At 75.3% G+C, this 13661-nt stretch carries 10 protein-coding genes and 1 tRNA gene; 8 read left to right on the forward strand and 3 right to left on the reverse strand.

Annotation, left to right across the window (positions count from 1 at the left end; genetic code table 11):
• The first annotated feature begins 173 nt into the window (after positions 1-173).
• Entirely contained in the window at positions 174-1472 is a 1299-nt protein-coding gene (locus ACFYZY_RS07130) for a tetratricopeptide repeat protein (protein WP_388690246.1), read from the forward strand.
• A 124-nt stretch (positions 1473-1596) separates the two neighbouring features.
• Here the strand turns inward: ACFYZY_RS07130 and ACFYZY_RS07135 are convergent, their stop codons facing one another.
• Positions 1597-2193, reverse strand: coding sequence for a histidine phosphatase family protein (locus tag ACFYZY_RS07135; protein ID WP_388690248.1), 597 nt, complete (start codon positions 2191-2193; stop codon positions 1597-1599).
• Between the two features lie 232 nt (positions 2194-2425).
• Here ACFYZY_RS07135 and ACFYZY_RS07140 point away from each other — a divergent pair, with 232 nt between their 5' ends.
• From ACFYZY_RS07140 to ACFYZY_RS07165, 6 genes are all read left to right on the forward strand, one after another.
• Positions 2426-3616: a hypothetical protein gene (locus ACFYZY_RS07140; RefSeq protein ID WP_388690249.1), complete on the forward strand. Its 1191-nt coding sequence runs from the start codon at positions 2426-2428 to the stop codon at positions 3614-3616.
• Between the two features lie 100 nt (positions 3617-3716).
• A complete protein-coding gene (locus ACFYZY_RS07145) occupies positions 3717-5306 on the forward strand; it encodes a hypothetical protein (protein ID WP_388690251.1) in 1590 nt (529 codons plus the stop codon).
• The gene (locus tag ACFYZY_RS07150) at positions 5303-6640 is read left to right on the forward strand and encodes an AAA domain-containing protein (protein WP_388690252.1); all 1338 of its coding nucleotides are present in this window, start codon (positions 5303-5305) and stop codon (positions 6638-6640) included. Before ACFYZY_RS07145 ends, ACFYZY_RS07150 begins: the two co-directional genes overlap by 4 nt.
• Before the next feature lie 101 nt (positions 6641-6741).
• A complete protein-coding gene (locus tag ACFYZY_RS07155; protein ID WP_388690254.1) occupies positions 6742-7098 on the forward strand; it encodes a hypothetical protein in 357 nt (118 codons plus the stop codon).
• 284 nt (positions 7099-7382) lie between these two features.
• On the forward strand, positions 7383-8039 hold the full coding sequence (locus tag ACFYZY_RS07160) for a hypothetical protein (protein ID WP_388690256.1): 657 nt from the start codon (positions 7383-7385) through the stop codon (positions 8037-8039).
• Positions 8030-8103, forward strand: a tRNA-Lys gene (locus ACFYZY_RS07165). The genes ACFYZY_RS07160 and ACFYZY_RS07165 overlap by 10 nt, the downstream gene beginning before the upstream one ends.
• A gap of 59 nt (positions 8104-8162) precedes the next feature.
• On the opposite strand, the gene ACFYZY_RS07170 is transcribed toward ACFYZY_RS07165, so the two are convergent.
• Positions 8163-9515 carry a M6 family metalloprotease domain-containing protein gene (locus ACFYZY_RS07170; protein ID WP_388690257.1) on the reverse strand — a complete coding sequence of 451 codons (1353 nt, stop codon included), beginning with the start codon at positions 9513-9515 and terminating at the stop codon, positions 8163-8165.
• Between the two features lie 324 nt (positions 9516-9839).
• Here ACFYZY_RS07170 and ACFYZY_RS07175 point away from each other — a divergent pair, with 324 nt between their 5' ends.
• The gene (locus ACFYZY_RS07175; RefSeq protein ID WP_388690258.1) at positions 9840-11780 is read left to right on the forward strand and encodes a putative bifunctional diguanylate cyclase/phosphodiesterase; all 1941 of its coding nucleotides are present in this window, start codon (positions 9840-9842) and stop codon (positions 11778-11780) included.
• A gap of 139 nt (positions 11781-11919) precedes the next feature.
• Here ACFYZY_RS07175 and ACFYZY_RS07180 read toward each other — a convergent pair whose 3' ends face one another.
• Positions 11920-13629, reverse strand: coding sequence for a glycosyl hydrolase family 18 protein (locus ACFYZY_RS07180; protein WP_388690260.1), 1710 nt, complete (start codon positions 13627-13629; stop codon positions 11920-11922).
• Positions 13630-13661: the final 32 nt, after the last annotated feature.

Raw genomic sequence — 13661 nt, forward strand, 5'->3', positions numbered from 1 at the left:
TCAACGCCCGCGCGCGTCAACGGCTACGGCGTTTTCCCGCCGCAAAGGGTGGCGGTTCATGGCGGATCACGGGTCGGACGTCCGATTTGTTGCAAAACTCTGCGTAGGCATTCGGTCACAGCGGGTACGTTCGTGCCGCCGGACACCCGGCAGCACCAGGAGAGGGCTCGGCCATGGCGATGTCACGGGCAGTTCCCAACCTCGCCTTCCGCAGGCTCCGGGGACAGCGGTCGGCGGCGGAGTTCGCCGCCGCCGTCCGCCGGGCGGCGCGGGAGATCGGCGAACAGGTCGCGTGCGACGCCCGTTACATCGGACGCGTGGAGGCGGGCGAGATCCGCTGCCCGAACTACGCGTACGAGCGGGTGTTCCTGCACATGTTCCCCGGCCTCGGCCTCTCCGACCTGGGCTTCTCCGCGCGGGAGGCGGTGCGCGGCCGACGGCGGGCCGTCCCGGCCGACGCGGCGTCCCCCGCCGGCTTCACGACCTGGAACGATGAGGAGAGCGACGTGCTGCGTCGCGCATTCATGACGAGCGGTTCCGCCGCCCTGGCGGCCGCTTCGCTGACACTCGGCGGCCCCGCCGTCGCGATCCCGGCCCCCCGGGGCGCCCACCGGATCGGCGAGACCGAGGTGCGGGCCGTCGAGGACGTCGTACGGCGCATCAGGCTGCTCGACGACCGGCACGGCGCCGACGGGCTCCACAAGGCGGCCGTCCGGCCGCTCCGGGCCGCGTACGCGCTGCTCGACGCGGGCACGGCGGCCCGCCGCTCCACCGAGGAGCGGCTGCACGCGGGCGCGGGCGAACTCGCCCTCTCCGTCGGCTGGCTGGCCCACGACTCGGGCCGGCACGAGGACGCGCGCTCGCACTACGCCGAGGCCCTCGCCACCGCGCGCGTGACGGGCAGCGCGGGGAACGCGGCCCTGGAGGCGCACGCCTTCTGCAACACGTCGTTCCTGGCCCGGGACACCGGCCGGTACCGGGAGGCGCTCAGGGCCGCGCAGGCCGGTCTGCGGGTCGCCCGGCCGCTGGGGTCGGCCCGGCTGCTCTGTCTGCTGTCGCTGCGGGAGGCGGGCGCGTGGGCGGGACTCGGCGACCGCTCCGCCTGCGAACGGGCCCTCGGCCGCGCCCACTCCTTCTTCGACCGGGGCCCGGTCGACGACGACCCGGAGTGGATGTCCTTCTTCGGGGAGCCCGAGCGGGAGGCGCACGAGGCGCAGTGCTGGTCGCTCCTCGGCGACTGGGGCCGGGCCGTCCGGCACGCCCGCCGGGCCACGGTCCTGCAGAACCCGCACTTCGCCCGGAACCTCGCGCTCTACCGCGCCCAGCTCGCCGAGGACCTGGCGCGGGCGGGCCGCCGGGACGAGGCGGAGGCGGAGGCGGGGCTGGTGCGGGAATCGCTCGACGGCGTCGCCTCGGCCCGCGTCCGCGCCCTCCTCACGGAGACGGGCCGGGTCCTGTCCGCGACGCGCTGACACCGGGCGCCGGGGCCCGCCCGCGCGGTCGCCGCGTTCCCCCGCACGACCGACGGCGCCGCGCCCGCCGCCGGCCCGCGCGGTCGCCGCGGCGCGTCCTCCCCGGAGGTCCGCGCGCGGGCGGTCACCCCTCCAGGTGCCCCGTGTCGTTCCAGCGCTCGAGCGCCGGGGCGCCGTACGCCCATCCCAGGGCCGACAGGCTCGTCGGGTCGAGGCGGATGCGGGCGGCGAAGGAGACGTCCTCGCCGAGCCAGCGGGCGGCGATCGAGCGCAGGATGTGCCCGTGGGCGAAGACCAGCACGTCCCGGTCCTCGGAGCGGGCCCACTCCACGATCCCGTCGGCGCGGTCCGACAGCTGTGCCAGGGTCTCCCCCTCCGGGACGCCGTCGCGCCAGATGAACCAGTCCGGCCGGATCTCCTTGATCTGCGCCGGGGTCAGCCCCTCGTACGCCCCGTAGTCCCACTCCATCAGCGCGTCCCAGGGCTCGGCCCGGTCGCCGAAGCCCGCGAGGGCGCAGGTCTCGCTCGCCCGGACCAGGGGGCTGGTGCGCACCTCCACGCCGGGCAGGCCCTGCCAGGGCCCCCGGTGGAGGCGTTCGCCGAGCAGCTTCGCGCCGCGCCGGCCCTCTTCGAGCAGCGGGATGTCGGTCCTGCCGGTGTGCCGGCCGAGAAGTGACCACTCGGTCTGGCCGTGCCGGGCGAGCAGGATGCGCGGTGCCATGGGAAGGCTCTCCAGAGGTTCGCGGTGCGGACGGGCTCCTTCCATCATCGCCCACCCGGATCCGGGGCGGCACGCGGGCGGCCACCGGGTGCCGTCCGGCGCCCCGCCCCGGGCCGGCGGCGTCCGCGCGGCCCGCGCCGGGGGCCGCCCGCCCGCGCGGAACGGGCGGCCGGACGCCCGGAAAGGGGGGAAGCCGCCCCGGTTGTCGGTGGCGGATGCAAGACTTCCGCGCGTGAGCGCATCCCTGGACAGCGGCCCGACACCACCGCCGCAGACGACCCGCCGGCCCGGGGCCTCCCCCGCCCCGGCGAAGCCGAGGACCCCGGGAAGGCTCGCCGAGCTGCGCGGTCCGGGCAACCCGCCGCGCCCGCTGGACGCGCGGGCGCTCGCGGCGCTCGCGGCCAACCCCGGCTGCCGGCGCCGGGCCCTGCTCGACGGCGCCGGGATCGACAAGTCCGCGCTGGCCGCGAAGCTCGGCTCCCCGGCCCCCTTCGGCCAGTCGCAGTTCGCGATCGTGCGGGGCAACTCCTTCGAGGCGAAGGTCAAGGCGGACGGCGGCCGTGAACTGCTGCGCCTGTTCGGGGTGGAGGAGCCGGGCGAGGTGTCCGTGCCCGACCTGACGGCGGCCGGGCCCTCGGGGCGGGTGGCGCGCACCGCGCTCGCGCTGCGGGAGGCGACCGGGGCCGGGACGTGGACGCTGCTCGACCACCCGCTGCTCGCCCTGGAGGTGGCGGGCTCGCCGGTCTACCTGGAGCCGGACGCGGTGGTGGTCCGTCCGGACGGGGTCTGGACGGTGGTGGAGATCAAGTCCTTCCCGACGGTCGACGGTTCGGCCGACGCGGCGAAGGTGGGCGCGGCGGCCCGCCAGGCCGCCGTGTACGTGCTCGCGCTCGAACGGGTCGCGGCGGCGGCGGAGGGCGCGCGGGTGGCGCACTCCGTGCTGCTCGTCTGCCCGAAGGACTTCTCGAACGTGCCGACGGCCTCGGTGGTCGACGTGCGCAAGCAGCGCTCGGTGACCCGGCGTCAACTGGCCCGCCTCACCCGGATCGACGAGATCGCGGACGCCCTTCCGGAGGGCGTGGGCTTCGACGTGACGGAGCGTTCGGCGGAGGAGCTGACGGCGGCCGTGGAGTCGGTGCCCCACCAGTACGCGCCGGAGTGCCTGGCCTCCTGCGAACTGGCCTTCCACTGCCGGTCGCGGTCGCGGGAGGCGGACGCGGTGGAGACCCTGGGCCGTTCGGTACGGGGCGAGCTGGGCGGCCTGACGACGGTCGGCGCGGTCCTGGCGGCGGCGCGCGGCGAGGCCGGCGACCCGGAGGACCCGGCGGTGGCGGCGCTGCGCCGGGCGCGGGCCCTGCGCGCGGAGGCGCTGGCGTCGGCGTCCGCGCGCGCCTCCCGGGAGGACCCGGAATGCCCCCGCTGACCGGCGCCCCGGGCCGGACGGGGCCGCCCCGCCGCCCGGGAGGGCGCCGTACCCCCCGCTCGACCGCGTGCTCCCGCCGCGCGCTCCGAAAGGCCCCGGCATGTCACTGATCTCCACACTGGCCCGGATGGAGGCCGTCGAATCGGGCCGGGCGCAGCCGCTCGCCACCGTCCGGCACCGGCACCTCTCCGCACGCCCGCTGGTCCTGGTGCCGCTGACCACCGCCGGTGAGGCGGGCGCCCCGCTGGGCGCGCTCGTCGGCACCGACCCGGAGGAGCCGACGCTCCTGGTGGTGCCCCAGCCCCGCGACCGCGACCTGCGGTTCTCGTTCCTCGCGGACCTGGCCGAGGCGGTCCTGCCGTACATCGACGGGTTCACGGACGCCGTGGAGCTGGTGGAGCGCAACGAGACGGACCCCGAGACCGGGAAGAAGGTGCGGGTCGAGGTCGAGCTGTGCGCGGACGCGCCGCAGCTGATCGTGCCGAGCCGGGCGGGCGTCGAGTACGTGCGGCTGCTCGGGCGCTCCACCCGGTTCCGGCGGACGGCCGAACAGGACCCGGAGACGCCGTTCCCGGCGCCGCCCCGGGTGCCGCTGCTCGGGCGCTGGCTGACGCACTACGGCGAGCGGGCCCGGGTGCCCGGTTCGTCGCTGCTGCTCGCGGCGACCGACCTGCTCAACCGGCACTGGGCGACCGGCCAGTCCTCCCTGGAGGACCAGCACCTGGGCGCGCTGCTGGCCTGGATCGACCCGGAGGACGGGGTGCCGGGGCCGGTGGGGGCGCTGCGGGCCGAGGCGGGCCGGGACGAGCGGGGCCAGCTCCTCTGCCCGCCCGCCGGGCCCGCCACCGACCCGGCCTTCGACAACCGGCTCCTGGCGCCCGCGATCGAGCGGTACGACCGGGCCCGGCAGGCGACCGGCGCGGCCGAGGACGGCGAGGCGGCCGACCGGGCCCTCGGCGAACTGGTCGCGTCCGAGCGGGAGGTGCGGCGGCTCGTCGCCTCGCAGCTGAAGCCGACGTGGGAGGCGGTGTGGCGGGCGCTCGGGCTGCTGCGGGAGCTGCCGGAGGGGGCCGGGGCCGGGGACCGCTGGACCCGGGACCGCTGGTCGTTCACCGCCCACCGGGACCGGGTCGCGGCCGGCGAGCCGCCGCAGCCGCGCCGGGACGACGCGGTGACGGCGGCGCGGAAGCTGGCGGCCCGCGAGCAGGCGCAGGGGCAGCTGGAGGCACAGGAGGCGCTGGACGACCCGCTGGTCATGGCGGGGCGGCGGCTCGCGGGCGAGGCGTTCGCGGCGGAGGTGGTGGAGGTGACGATGGCGTGGACGGAGTCGAAGCGGCCCGCGCCCCGGCCGCTCCTGACGCTCCGCACGGAGGACCGGCCGCACCTGGCCGAGCGGGTGAGGGCGTACCGCTCGCTGGACGGCAGGCCGCAGACGGCGGAGTTCGTGCGGTACGAGGAGGACGGCTCGCCGGTGTTCCGGGTCCTGGACCGGATGGGCCGGTCCAGGGAGCCCGCCGAGGGTTCGGTGCCGGAGAAGGGCGAGCGGATCGTCTGGACGCTCTTCGAGCACGACCGGCGGACCGGGCCGCAGCTGCCGGACCCGGAGGAGACGCCCTGGACCCACGGCGGTCCGCCCCGGACCGACGCCGTGGAACCGCCCGACCCCGTGACCCCCGAGGACCTGCTGTGACCCGCGAACCCTTCGATCCTTCCGCCGAGGCCGGGCGGGCGACGGACGCCATCCTGGCGGACACCCTGCACGGGACCGCGCGGGGCGTGGTCGTCGACTCCCCGCCGGGCGCCGGCAAGTCCACGCTCGTCGTGCGGGCGGCCCTCGAACTGGCCTCCGCCGGGCGCCCCCTGATGGTGGTCGCGCAGACGAACGCGCAGGTGGACGATCTGGTGCTGCGGCTCGCGGAGAAGGAGCCGGAGCTCGTGGTGGGCCGGCTGCACTCCAGCGACAGCGACCCGTACGACAAGGCGCTCGACGACCTGGAGAACGTACGGAAGTCCGCGAAGGCGGGCGACCTGGCGGGGCTTCCGGTGGTGATCTCCACGGCCGCCAAGTGGGGGCACGTGAAGAACGCCGAGCCGTGGGCGCACGCGATCGTGGACGAGGCGTACCAGATGCGTTCGGACGCGCTGCTCGCGGTGGCCGGCCTCTTCGAGCGGGCGCTGTTCGTGGGCGACCCGGGGCAGCTGGACCCGTTCTCCGTGGTGGGCGCGGACCAGTGGGCGGGGCTGACGTACGACCCGTCCGCGAGCGCGGTCTCGACCCTGCTCGCGCACAATCCGGAGCTGCCGCAGCACCGGCTGCCGGTGTCGTGGCGGCTGCCCGCGTCGGCGGCGCCGCTGGTGTCGGACGCCTTCTACCCGTACACGCCGTTCCGCAGCGGCACCGGGCACGGGGACCGGAGGCTCTCCTTCGGGGTGCCGTCGGACGGGTCGGGCCCGGACCGGGTCCTGGACGAGGCGGCCGAGTCGGGCTGGGGACTGCTGGAACTCCCGGCCCGGCACACCCCGCGCACCGATCCCGAGGCCGTCGGGGCGGTCGCCCTGGTGGTGCGGCGCCTCCTGGACCGGGGCGGCGCGGCGGTCTCGGAGCGCTCGGAACACCCCGTGCCCCTGACCCCCGCCAGGATCGCGGTCGGCACCGCCCACCGCGACCAGGCGGCGGCGGTGCGGGCGGCCCTGGCGGAGCTGGGCGTGACGGGGGTGACGGTGGACACCGCGAACCGGCTCCAGGGGCGCGAGTACGACGTGACGGTCGTCCTCCACCCGCTGTCCGGCCGCCCGGACGCGACCGCCTTCCACCTGGAGACGGGCCGGCTGTGCGTGCTCGCCTCCCGGCACCGGCACGCGTGCGTGGTGGTGTGCCGGGCGGGCGTGGCGGAGCTCCTGGACGAGCACCCGTCGACGGAGCCGGTGCGGCTGGGGGCGGTGGTGTCGTTCCCCGACGGCTGGGAGGCGAACCACGCGGTCCTCTCCCACCTGGAGGAACACCGGGTGGCCTGGACGCCGTGAGCCCGGGGCGCGCCGCTCCGGATTCGCGCCCTTGCGGGACGCGGGACAATGGAGGACGGCCCGGGATTCCGGGCCGTACCCGTGCGAGGAGGAGAAGGACGATGGCGGAACCCGCGGAGCGGAGCGGACAGCGGCGGCTCCGGCCGGCGCCGCTGGTCTTCGAGCCTGCCGAGGCGACCGCCGATCCGGAGCACTTCTTCGACCTGGAGTCGCTGGAGGATCCCCGGGAGCTGCTGGACCGCGCGACGGAGCTGACGCTCGCGTTCCGGGCGGCGACGGACCGGGCGACCGAGTTCCAGGCGATCGCGGCGGCCCAGCTCGCGGACCCGCGCCGCTTCGACCGCCTGTCGGTGGCGGACGTCGCCGAGCGGGCCCGGTGGACCGAGGACTACGCCCGGAAGATGATCGAGTTCGGCCGCGACCTCATCCGGGCGGAGGGGCGCCCGCCGGAGGACTGAGCGGGCCCGGGCGGGACGACGGTCGCACCCGGGCGGCGCGGCGCGCGGCCCCGGGCGGCGTACGGGCCCGATCGGGGCGGGGACGCGCTGTACGGGCCGGGGCGGGGGGACGCGCGTACGGGCCGGGGCGGGGGGGAGGCGCGTACGGCTCGAAGTGGCGCCCCGTGACCAAAAACCGCCCCTGGCATATGCCGAGTGCGCACGATACCCCTCCCCCACCCCTCCTGTCCGGGATTTCGCGAACTCTCGGAAACCGCTCCGTCACTCCGGGTACATCTGGAGGCATGACGACGTGGCTGCGCGAAGAGACCCCGCACGACGTGTTCCGGTTCCTCCGGGACGACGACGAGGGGCGGCACCAGACCGCCCGGGTGACCGCCGACGGCGCCGCCTGGCTGGCCTCGGCCGCCGCCGGCCGGGAGGCCGCGCTCACTCACTGGGAGTCCCGGCCCGCCTCGCCCGCCACGCTGCCCTGCGGGACGGTCTTCGACGTCGTCAGCGTGGACCAGGTCTTCGGGCGCCGGATGCTGGACCGGCTGTGGGCGGAGGGCCCGGGTTCGGGGCCCGTCGCGGTCCACCGGGGCCGGATGATGCTCTTCACCGTGCCGGGCGCGGCCCAGCGGCTGCCCGCCCTGCTCGACTGGGAGGCGGACGCCGCCTCCGGGCGGGACGGCCGGGGAAGGGCCGGAGCGGTGCCCCGGCCGCTCTGCCACGGGCGCGGGGACGCGGTGACCGTGCCGCCGCTCGTGCCGTCCGGCACCGCCGGCCCCCGCTGGCTGGTGGCCCCCGACACGCGGCACCCGTGGCTGCCCGGCCCCGAGGTCGTCCTCTGGGCCTGCGTGCGGGCCGCGCGGGCGGCCGCCGCCGCCGACGTGCGGGTATCGATTTTTCCTCCCGCCGATCCGGGTGCTAATGTCTACGACGTCAGCAGGCGCCGCTAGCTCAGTTGGTTAGAGCAGCTGACTCTTAATCAGCGGGTCCGGGGTTCGAGTCCCTGGCGGCGCACCGACGGAAGAAGCCCCTCGCGGAAGCGGGGGGCTTCTTCGTGTTCCGGCGGGGTGCGGTCAGTCCGCCTTCCCCGGGGTGATCCTGACCGTCCAGACGTCCGACGCCGTGCGGCCCGTGACCTCGATCCGGACGCCCGTGTCGGGCACGGTGAAGGTCTCGCCCTCCTCCAGCGGGGCGTCCGCGAGCGGCGGGTAGACCGAGCGGTCCCCGCACGCCTCGGTGCCGGGGTGCGCGTCCACGACCTCGACCGGCCCGTCGCCGGAGGCCGTACCGCTGCGGACCCGGTAGACGAGCACGCCCTCCGTGCAGGTCCCGGCGTCGTTCCCGGCGTCGCTGCGGGCCTCGATCGCGAGCGCGCTGTCGCGGCCGGTGCGGACGACGGCCAGCCGGGTGCCGAGCGTGCCCCCCGGCCCCCGCGGGGCGTCGGCCGGCTCCAGGCTGACCACCTCGGGGCCGGCCCCCCGGACGCAGGTCACCTGCGCGCGGGAGAGCCAGCCGAGCTTCCACTTGTGCCAGCCGAGGAGGTCTGGGGCGAGCCCGAACTGGCTGCCCATGACGTCCCAGTCGCCCACGTGGGTGTCCCAGTCGCCCCTGCCGTCCTCGGGCCGGTGGTAGAGGTCCGGCAGGTCGAAGACGTGGCCGGTCTCGTGGGCGAGGACGTTCCGGTCGGGCGGGTGCCGCTCGAAGACCGTGACGACCCGCTTGATCTCGGTGCCGTCGGCCTCCAGCGGGCGCTCCAGGTTGACGACCTTGGTCGCGTCGGAGTCCACGCCCGGCGCGTCCGGGTCCGCGACCAGGTAGACGATGTCGTACCGGGAGAAGTCCACGCTCGCGTCGGCGGCGGCGACGGCGTCCCGGAGGTACATGGCCCGCTTCCCGGTGTCCCAGTCCCGCCGTATGCCGTACGCGCCGGATTCGCGCGGCATCGGGGTCCAGACGTCCCGCGGGTGCGGGCGCAGGGTGAAGCGCCCGTAGGAGGCGCGCTCGAAGTACTCGCTGGTGCCGGGGAAGTGGTCGGCGGCGAGTTCGGCCGGTCCGGTGAGCGGCTCGGCGTCCGGGAAGGACAGGAAGATCATGACCGCGTCGAGGGCGCCCCCCGGGCGGGGGTACGAGCCGTTCCAGGTGTCGAGGCCGAGCGAGTGGTGGGCCGAGGTGCGGGACAGGGCGCACGGGACCGCGGAGGGCACGCCGACGGCGGGGCCCGTGACGAGGGTGGTGGCGGCCAGCGCGGTGAGCGAGGTGAAGGCGGCCGCCCCGGCGCGCAGGCGAGGACGCCCCGCCCTTCCGGACGCTCCCGCACGCCCGGACGCTCCCGCGCCTCCCGGCGGCTCCGCTCCCCCGGGCGGCCCCCCTCCCCCGGGTGGCTGCTGACGCCTCACGTGGACCTCCGGATCACGAATGCGGGACACCTCACCCACCTTGTGATGATTTGCATCATTTCGCACATTTCCGCTGACCCGGTCGGGTGAGGACACGCCAGAAGGTCGACGCGACACGAACACGAACAGGTTTACGGAAAGTCACAATCGATCACCCCGTTATCGACCCGCGTCAGAGCTGGACAGAAGCGGTCGGGCGGGTGGTCCGGCGGAGCGCGTCGCGGGGCCGGGCGGACCCGGGCGGCCCCGCGCGGCTGGAAGGGCCGCCCGGCCTGGCCCTATGATCGGCTCACTCTTCCTCGGCCGACCGTCCCGTCCCCTGCGACCGGCCCGACTGCACCACGGGAGCGAGCGGTGAGCGGAACCCCCGAAGGACCGGCGCGCCAGGAGCGGCCGGTGCCGCCCGGGACCGACCCCACCCTCACGGAGCGTCACGAAGAGCGCGGCGCGGCCGAACTCCACGACTACCGGGCCGCCTTCCGGATCGCCCGGCTCGCCATGGCCGTCGTCGACCAGGACGGCGTGGTCGTCGCCGCCAACGACTCCCTCGGCGCCCTCCTCGGCACCGGGGCCGCGGCGCTCCGGGAGCGGGCCGCCGCCGACCTCGTGGACCTCGCCTCGGACGGGCGCACGTGGCACGCGTACCGCGAGGTGCTGCGCGGCCGCCGCTCCCGCCTCCGCTGCACCCGGCGCCTCGTGCGGCCCGGCGGGCGCCCGCTGTGGGCCGAGGTCACCGTCGCCCCCGTGCCCGGCAGCCGGCGGGTCCTGCTCTCGGTCGCGGACATCAGCGACCGGCGCGAGCTCCGGGCCCGGCTGCGCCACCTCCAGGCGCACGACCCGGTGACCCGGCTGCCCAACCGCGCGCTCTTCTTCGAGCGCCTCTCGGCGGCCCTGGACGCCACCGCCCGGCAGGGCGCCGGACCGCCGCGCGAACCGTACGGGTCCCACGGGTCCCACGAGCCGTACGACCCCCGCGAACCGCGCGAGTCCCACGAGCCGTACGAACCCCACGAGCCGTACGAATCCCACGAGCCTCACGGGCACGGCAGGACGGGCCGGATCGGTCTCTGCTACATCGACCTCGACGGCTTCAAGGCGGTCAACGACACCCTCGGCCACCGGGTCGGCGACCGGCTCCTGGCCGCCGTCGCCGAACGGCTGACGGAGTGCGCGGACGGCGACGGCCGCCCCCGGGGCGGCGGTCACCTCGTGGCGCGGCTCGGCGGGGACGAGTTCGCGATCGTGGTCGAGGACTCCACCGGCACGGAGCAGCTCGCGGACCTGGCGCGCTCGGTGCTCGAAGCGCTCCGGGCCCCCTTCGACCTGGCCGGACAGCGGCTCTCGGTGTCCGCCTCGATCGGCGTGGTCGAGCGCTCCGGGCAGGAGACGACGGCGACCGCCCTGATGCAGGCCGCGGAGACCACGCTGTACTGGGCGAAGGCCGACGGCAAGGCCCGCTGGACCCTCTTCGACCCCGAACGCAACGCCCACCGGATGACCCGGCAGGCGCTCTCCTCCACCCTGCGGCCGGCCGTGGAGCGCGGGGAGTTCGCCCTGGAGTACCAGCCCCTCGTGGACCTGTCCGACGGGGCGGTGCGCGGGGTGGAGGCGCTGGTGCGCTGGCACCACCCGCGCTTCGGCCCGCTCGCGCCGAACCGGTTCATCGGGATCGCCGAGGAGGACGGCTCCATCGTGGAGCTGGGGCGGTGGGTCCTGCGCACCGCCTGCCACCAGGCCCGGCAGTGGCAGAAGGACCATCCGCGCGAGCGCCCGCTCTTCGTGAGCGTCAACGTGGCGGTCCGGCAGGTCTGGGACTCCGACCTGGTCGCGGACGTGGCCGGCATCCTCGCGGAGACCGGCCTGGCCCCGCACCTGCTCCAGCTCGAACTGACCGAGTCCGCCGTGATGGGCTCGGCGGGCCGGCCGCTCCAGGCGCTCCGGGCGCTGAGCGACATGGGGGTGCGGATCGCGATCGACGACTTCGGCACCGGGTACTCCAACCTCGCCTACCTGAGCAGGCTGCCGGTCTCCGTGCTCAAGCTGGACGGTTCCTTCGTCCGCGGCTTCCAGGACGAGGAGCACTCCAATCCGGCGGACGAGCTGATCGTCGAGGCGCTCGTCCAGCTCGCGCACCGGCTCGGGCTCACGGTCACCGCCGAGTGCGTCGAGACCGCCGGGCAGGCCGGCCGGCTGCGGCGGATCGGCTGCGACACGGGGCAGGGCTGGCTGTACTCGCGGGCGGTGACCCCGGAGCGGATCGCGGAGCTGATCGGCGCGGAGCCGCTGCCGGTCTGAGCCGCCGTACGGGCGCCGGTCCGGGACGTGGAACCGCCCCCGGCCGGAGGGACAGTCCGGGCGGGGGCGGCGTTCGTGGGGGGACGCGGCGGCCGTGGGGAGCGGCCGGCCGGGGACGGCGGTCGTGGGGGCCGGGCCGTCAGCAGGCGCCGAGGTCCTGCCAGACGCCCCATGCGCCGGTGGTGCCGGGGGTCTCGTTCTGGGTCCACCACTTGGCCTTGTACCTGCGGCCGTTGTGGGAGACCTCGTTGCCCGCGTTGTAGACCGTGCCGGCCGCGTACGCCGGGACCGAGCCGCAGCCGGTGGCCGGCGGCGTCGTCGGGGGCGTGGTGGGCGGGGTGGTCGGGGGCGTCGTCGGCGGCGTCGTGGGAGGCGTCGTCGGCGGGGTGGTGGGCGGCGTGGTGGCGGTGCCGAGCGCGGTGTTGATCTGCTTCAGGAGGGTGGCGTTCTCGTCCAGGCCGAGCAGGGAGTACATCATCGCGCCGGCCAGGCCGCGCTGCTTGCCGTAGTCGACCCGGGCCTGGACGGACTTCTGGTTCAGGCCGGTGAAGAACTCGCCGTCCTTGTAGAAGTACGAGGACTTCGACCGGTCGTCCCAGAAGGTGGTCGCCGGGTTGTCGACGATGCCGCCCAGCTCCTTGTAGTGCGCGATGCCGGCCTGCTGGCTGAGCGGGCGGGGGTTGGAGCCGCCGGTCGCGGCCTGCGCGAGGCCGTTGGTGGTCCCGGCCGGGACGCCCTTCCAGCCGCGGTAGTAGAACTCGTAGCCCAGCGTCAGCTTGCCGGCCGGGAAGCCGCCCGCGATGCCGTAGGCCGGGTTGCCGTCGATCCAGGAGTCGAGGGCGGAGTCGATCGTGTACTTCTCGGTGCCCGGCGCGATGGGGTCGGTCGGGTCGTCCGGGGAGGGGTACAGCGGGGACTGGTGGTACGTCGGCCCGTCGCCGTCCCAGGCGCCGTGCATGTCGTACGTCATGATGTTCGCGTAGTCGAGGTACGCGCCGATCTTGTCCGTCTCGATGTACTTGATCTTGTCCTGGCCGGCCGGGAGGGCCGCGGTCAGCAGGTACTTCTTGCCGCCGTTGGCCTTGCCGTGCTCGTCGAGCTGCTTGCGGAACTCGGCGAGGAGGAGCGTGAGGTTCTGCTTGTCCTCGGGGCCGTAGTGGTTGCCCAGGTGGCCGCCGGAGGAGCCGGGGTACTCCCAGTCGATGTCGATGCCGTCGAAGATGCCGGCCGCCGAGCCCGGACCGCCGAAGCCGCCTTCGACCGGCAGGTTGCCCTTGATGTACTGGTCGACGCAGGAGGAGACGAGCTTCTTGCGGCTCGCGTCCGTCTTCGCGGCGTCGTGGAAGTACTTGGAGTAGGTCCAGCCGCCGAGCGAGATGTTGATCTTCAGGTGGGGGTACTTCGCCTTCAGCTCCTTGAACTGGTTGAAGACGCCCACGATCGGCTGGTTCCACGTGTCGGCGACGCCGTCGACGCTGTCCGCCGCGCCGAAGGACTTCTGGTAGTCGGCGAACGAGCCGCCCGCGCCGTCACCCGCGTTGGGGTTGTTGTCGTCCCCCGCGGCCTTGTTGGCCTCGAAACAGGTGAGGTCGGTGGGGTGGATGTTGCCGAACGAGTAGTTGATGACGTCCAGCCGGCTCGCGATGCCCCGGGTGTCGAGGTGCTTGGGATAGAACGCGTTGCCGTAGACGCTCCACTGGTCGTAGTACGCGATGCGCACGTCGCCCGTGGAGGCGGCGGTCGGCGTACCGGCCGCCCGGGCGGGGCCGGTGCCGGCGGTGGCGGTGAGGGCGCCTGCGGCGAGGGCCGAGCCCAGGAGCGCGGCGATCAGTGACTTGCGGGGGTGCACGTGCGGCCTCCGGTGGGGGGTACTGGGTGGTG

This window comes from Streptomyces sp. NPDC001744, from assembly GCF_042892575.1.
Taxonomy (GTDB): domain Bacteria; phylum Actinomycetota; class Actinomycetes; order Streptomycetales; family Streptomycetaceae; genus Streptomyces.

Bases quoted from the DNA above. Each gene is read 5' to 3' on its own strand.
- ACFYZY_RS07160 (WP_388690256.1), top strand. From the start codon at position 7,383: ATGACGACGTGGCTGCGCGAAGAGACCCCGCACGACGTGTTCCGGTTC.
- ACFYZY_RS07135 (WP_388690248.1), bottom strand. From the start codon at position 2,193: ATGGCACCGCGCATCCTGCTCGCCCGGCACGGCCAGACCGAGTGGTCA.
- ACFYZY_RS07145 (WP_388690251.1), top strand. From the start codon at position 3,717: ATGTCACTGATCTCCACACTGGCCCGGATGGAGGCCGTCGAATCGGGC.
- ACFYZY_RS07155 (WP_388690254.1), top strand. From the start codon at position 6,742: ATGGCGGAACCCGCGGAGCGGAGCGGACAGCGGCGGCTCCGGCCGGCG.
- ACFYZY_RS07130 (WP_388690246.1), top strand. From the start codon at position 174: ATGGCGATGTCACGGGCAGTTCCCAACCTCGCCTTCCGCAGGCTCCGG.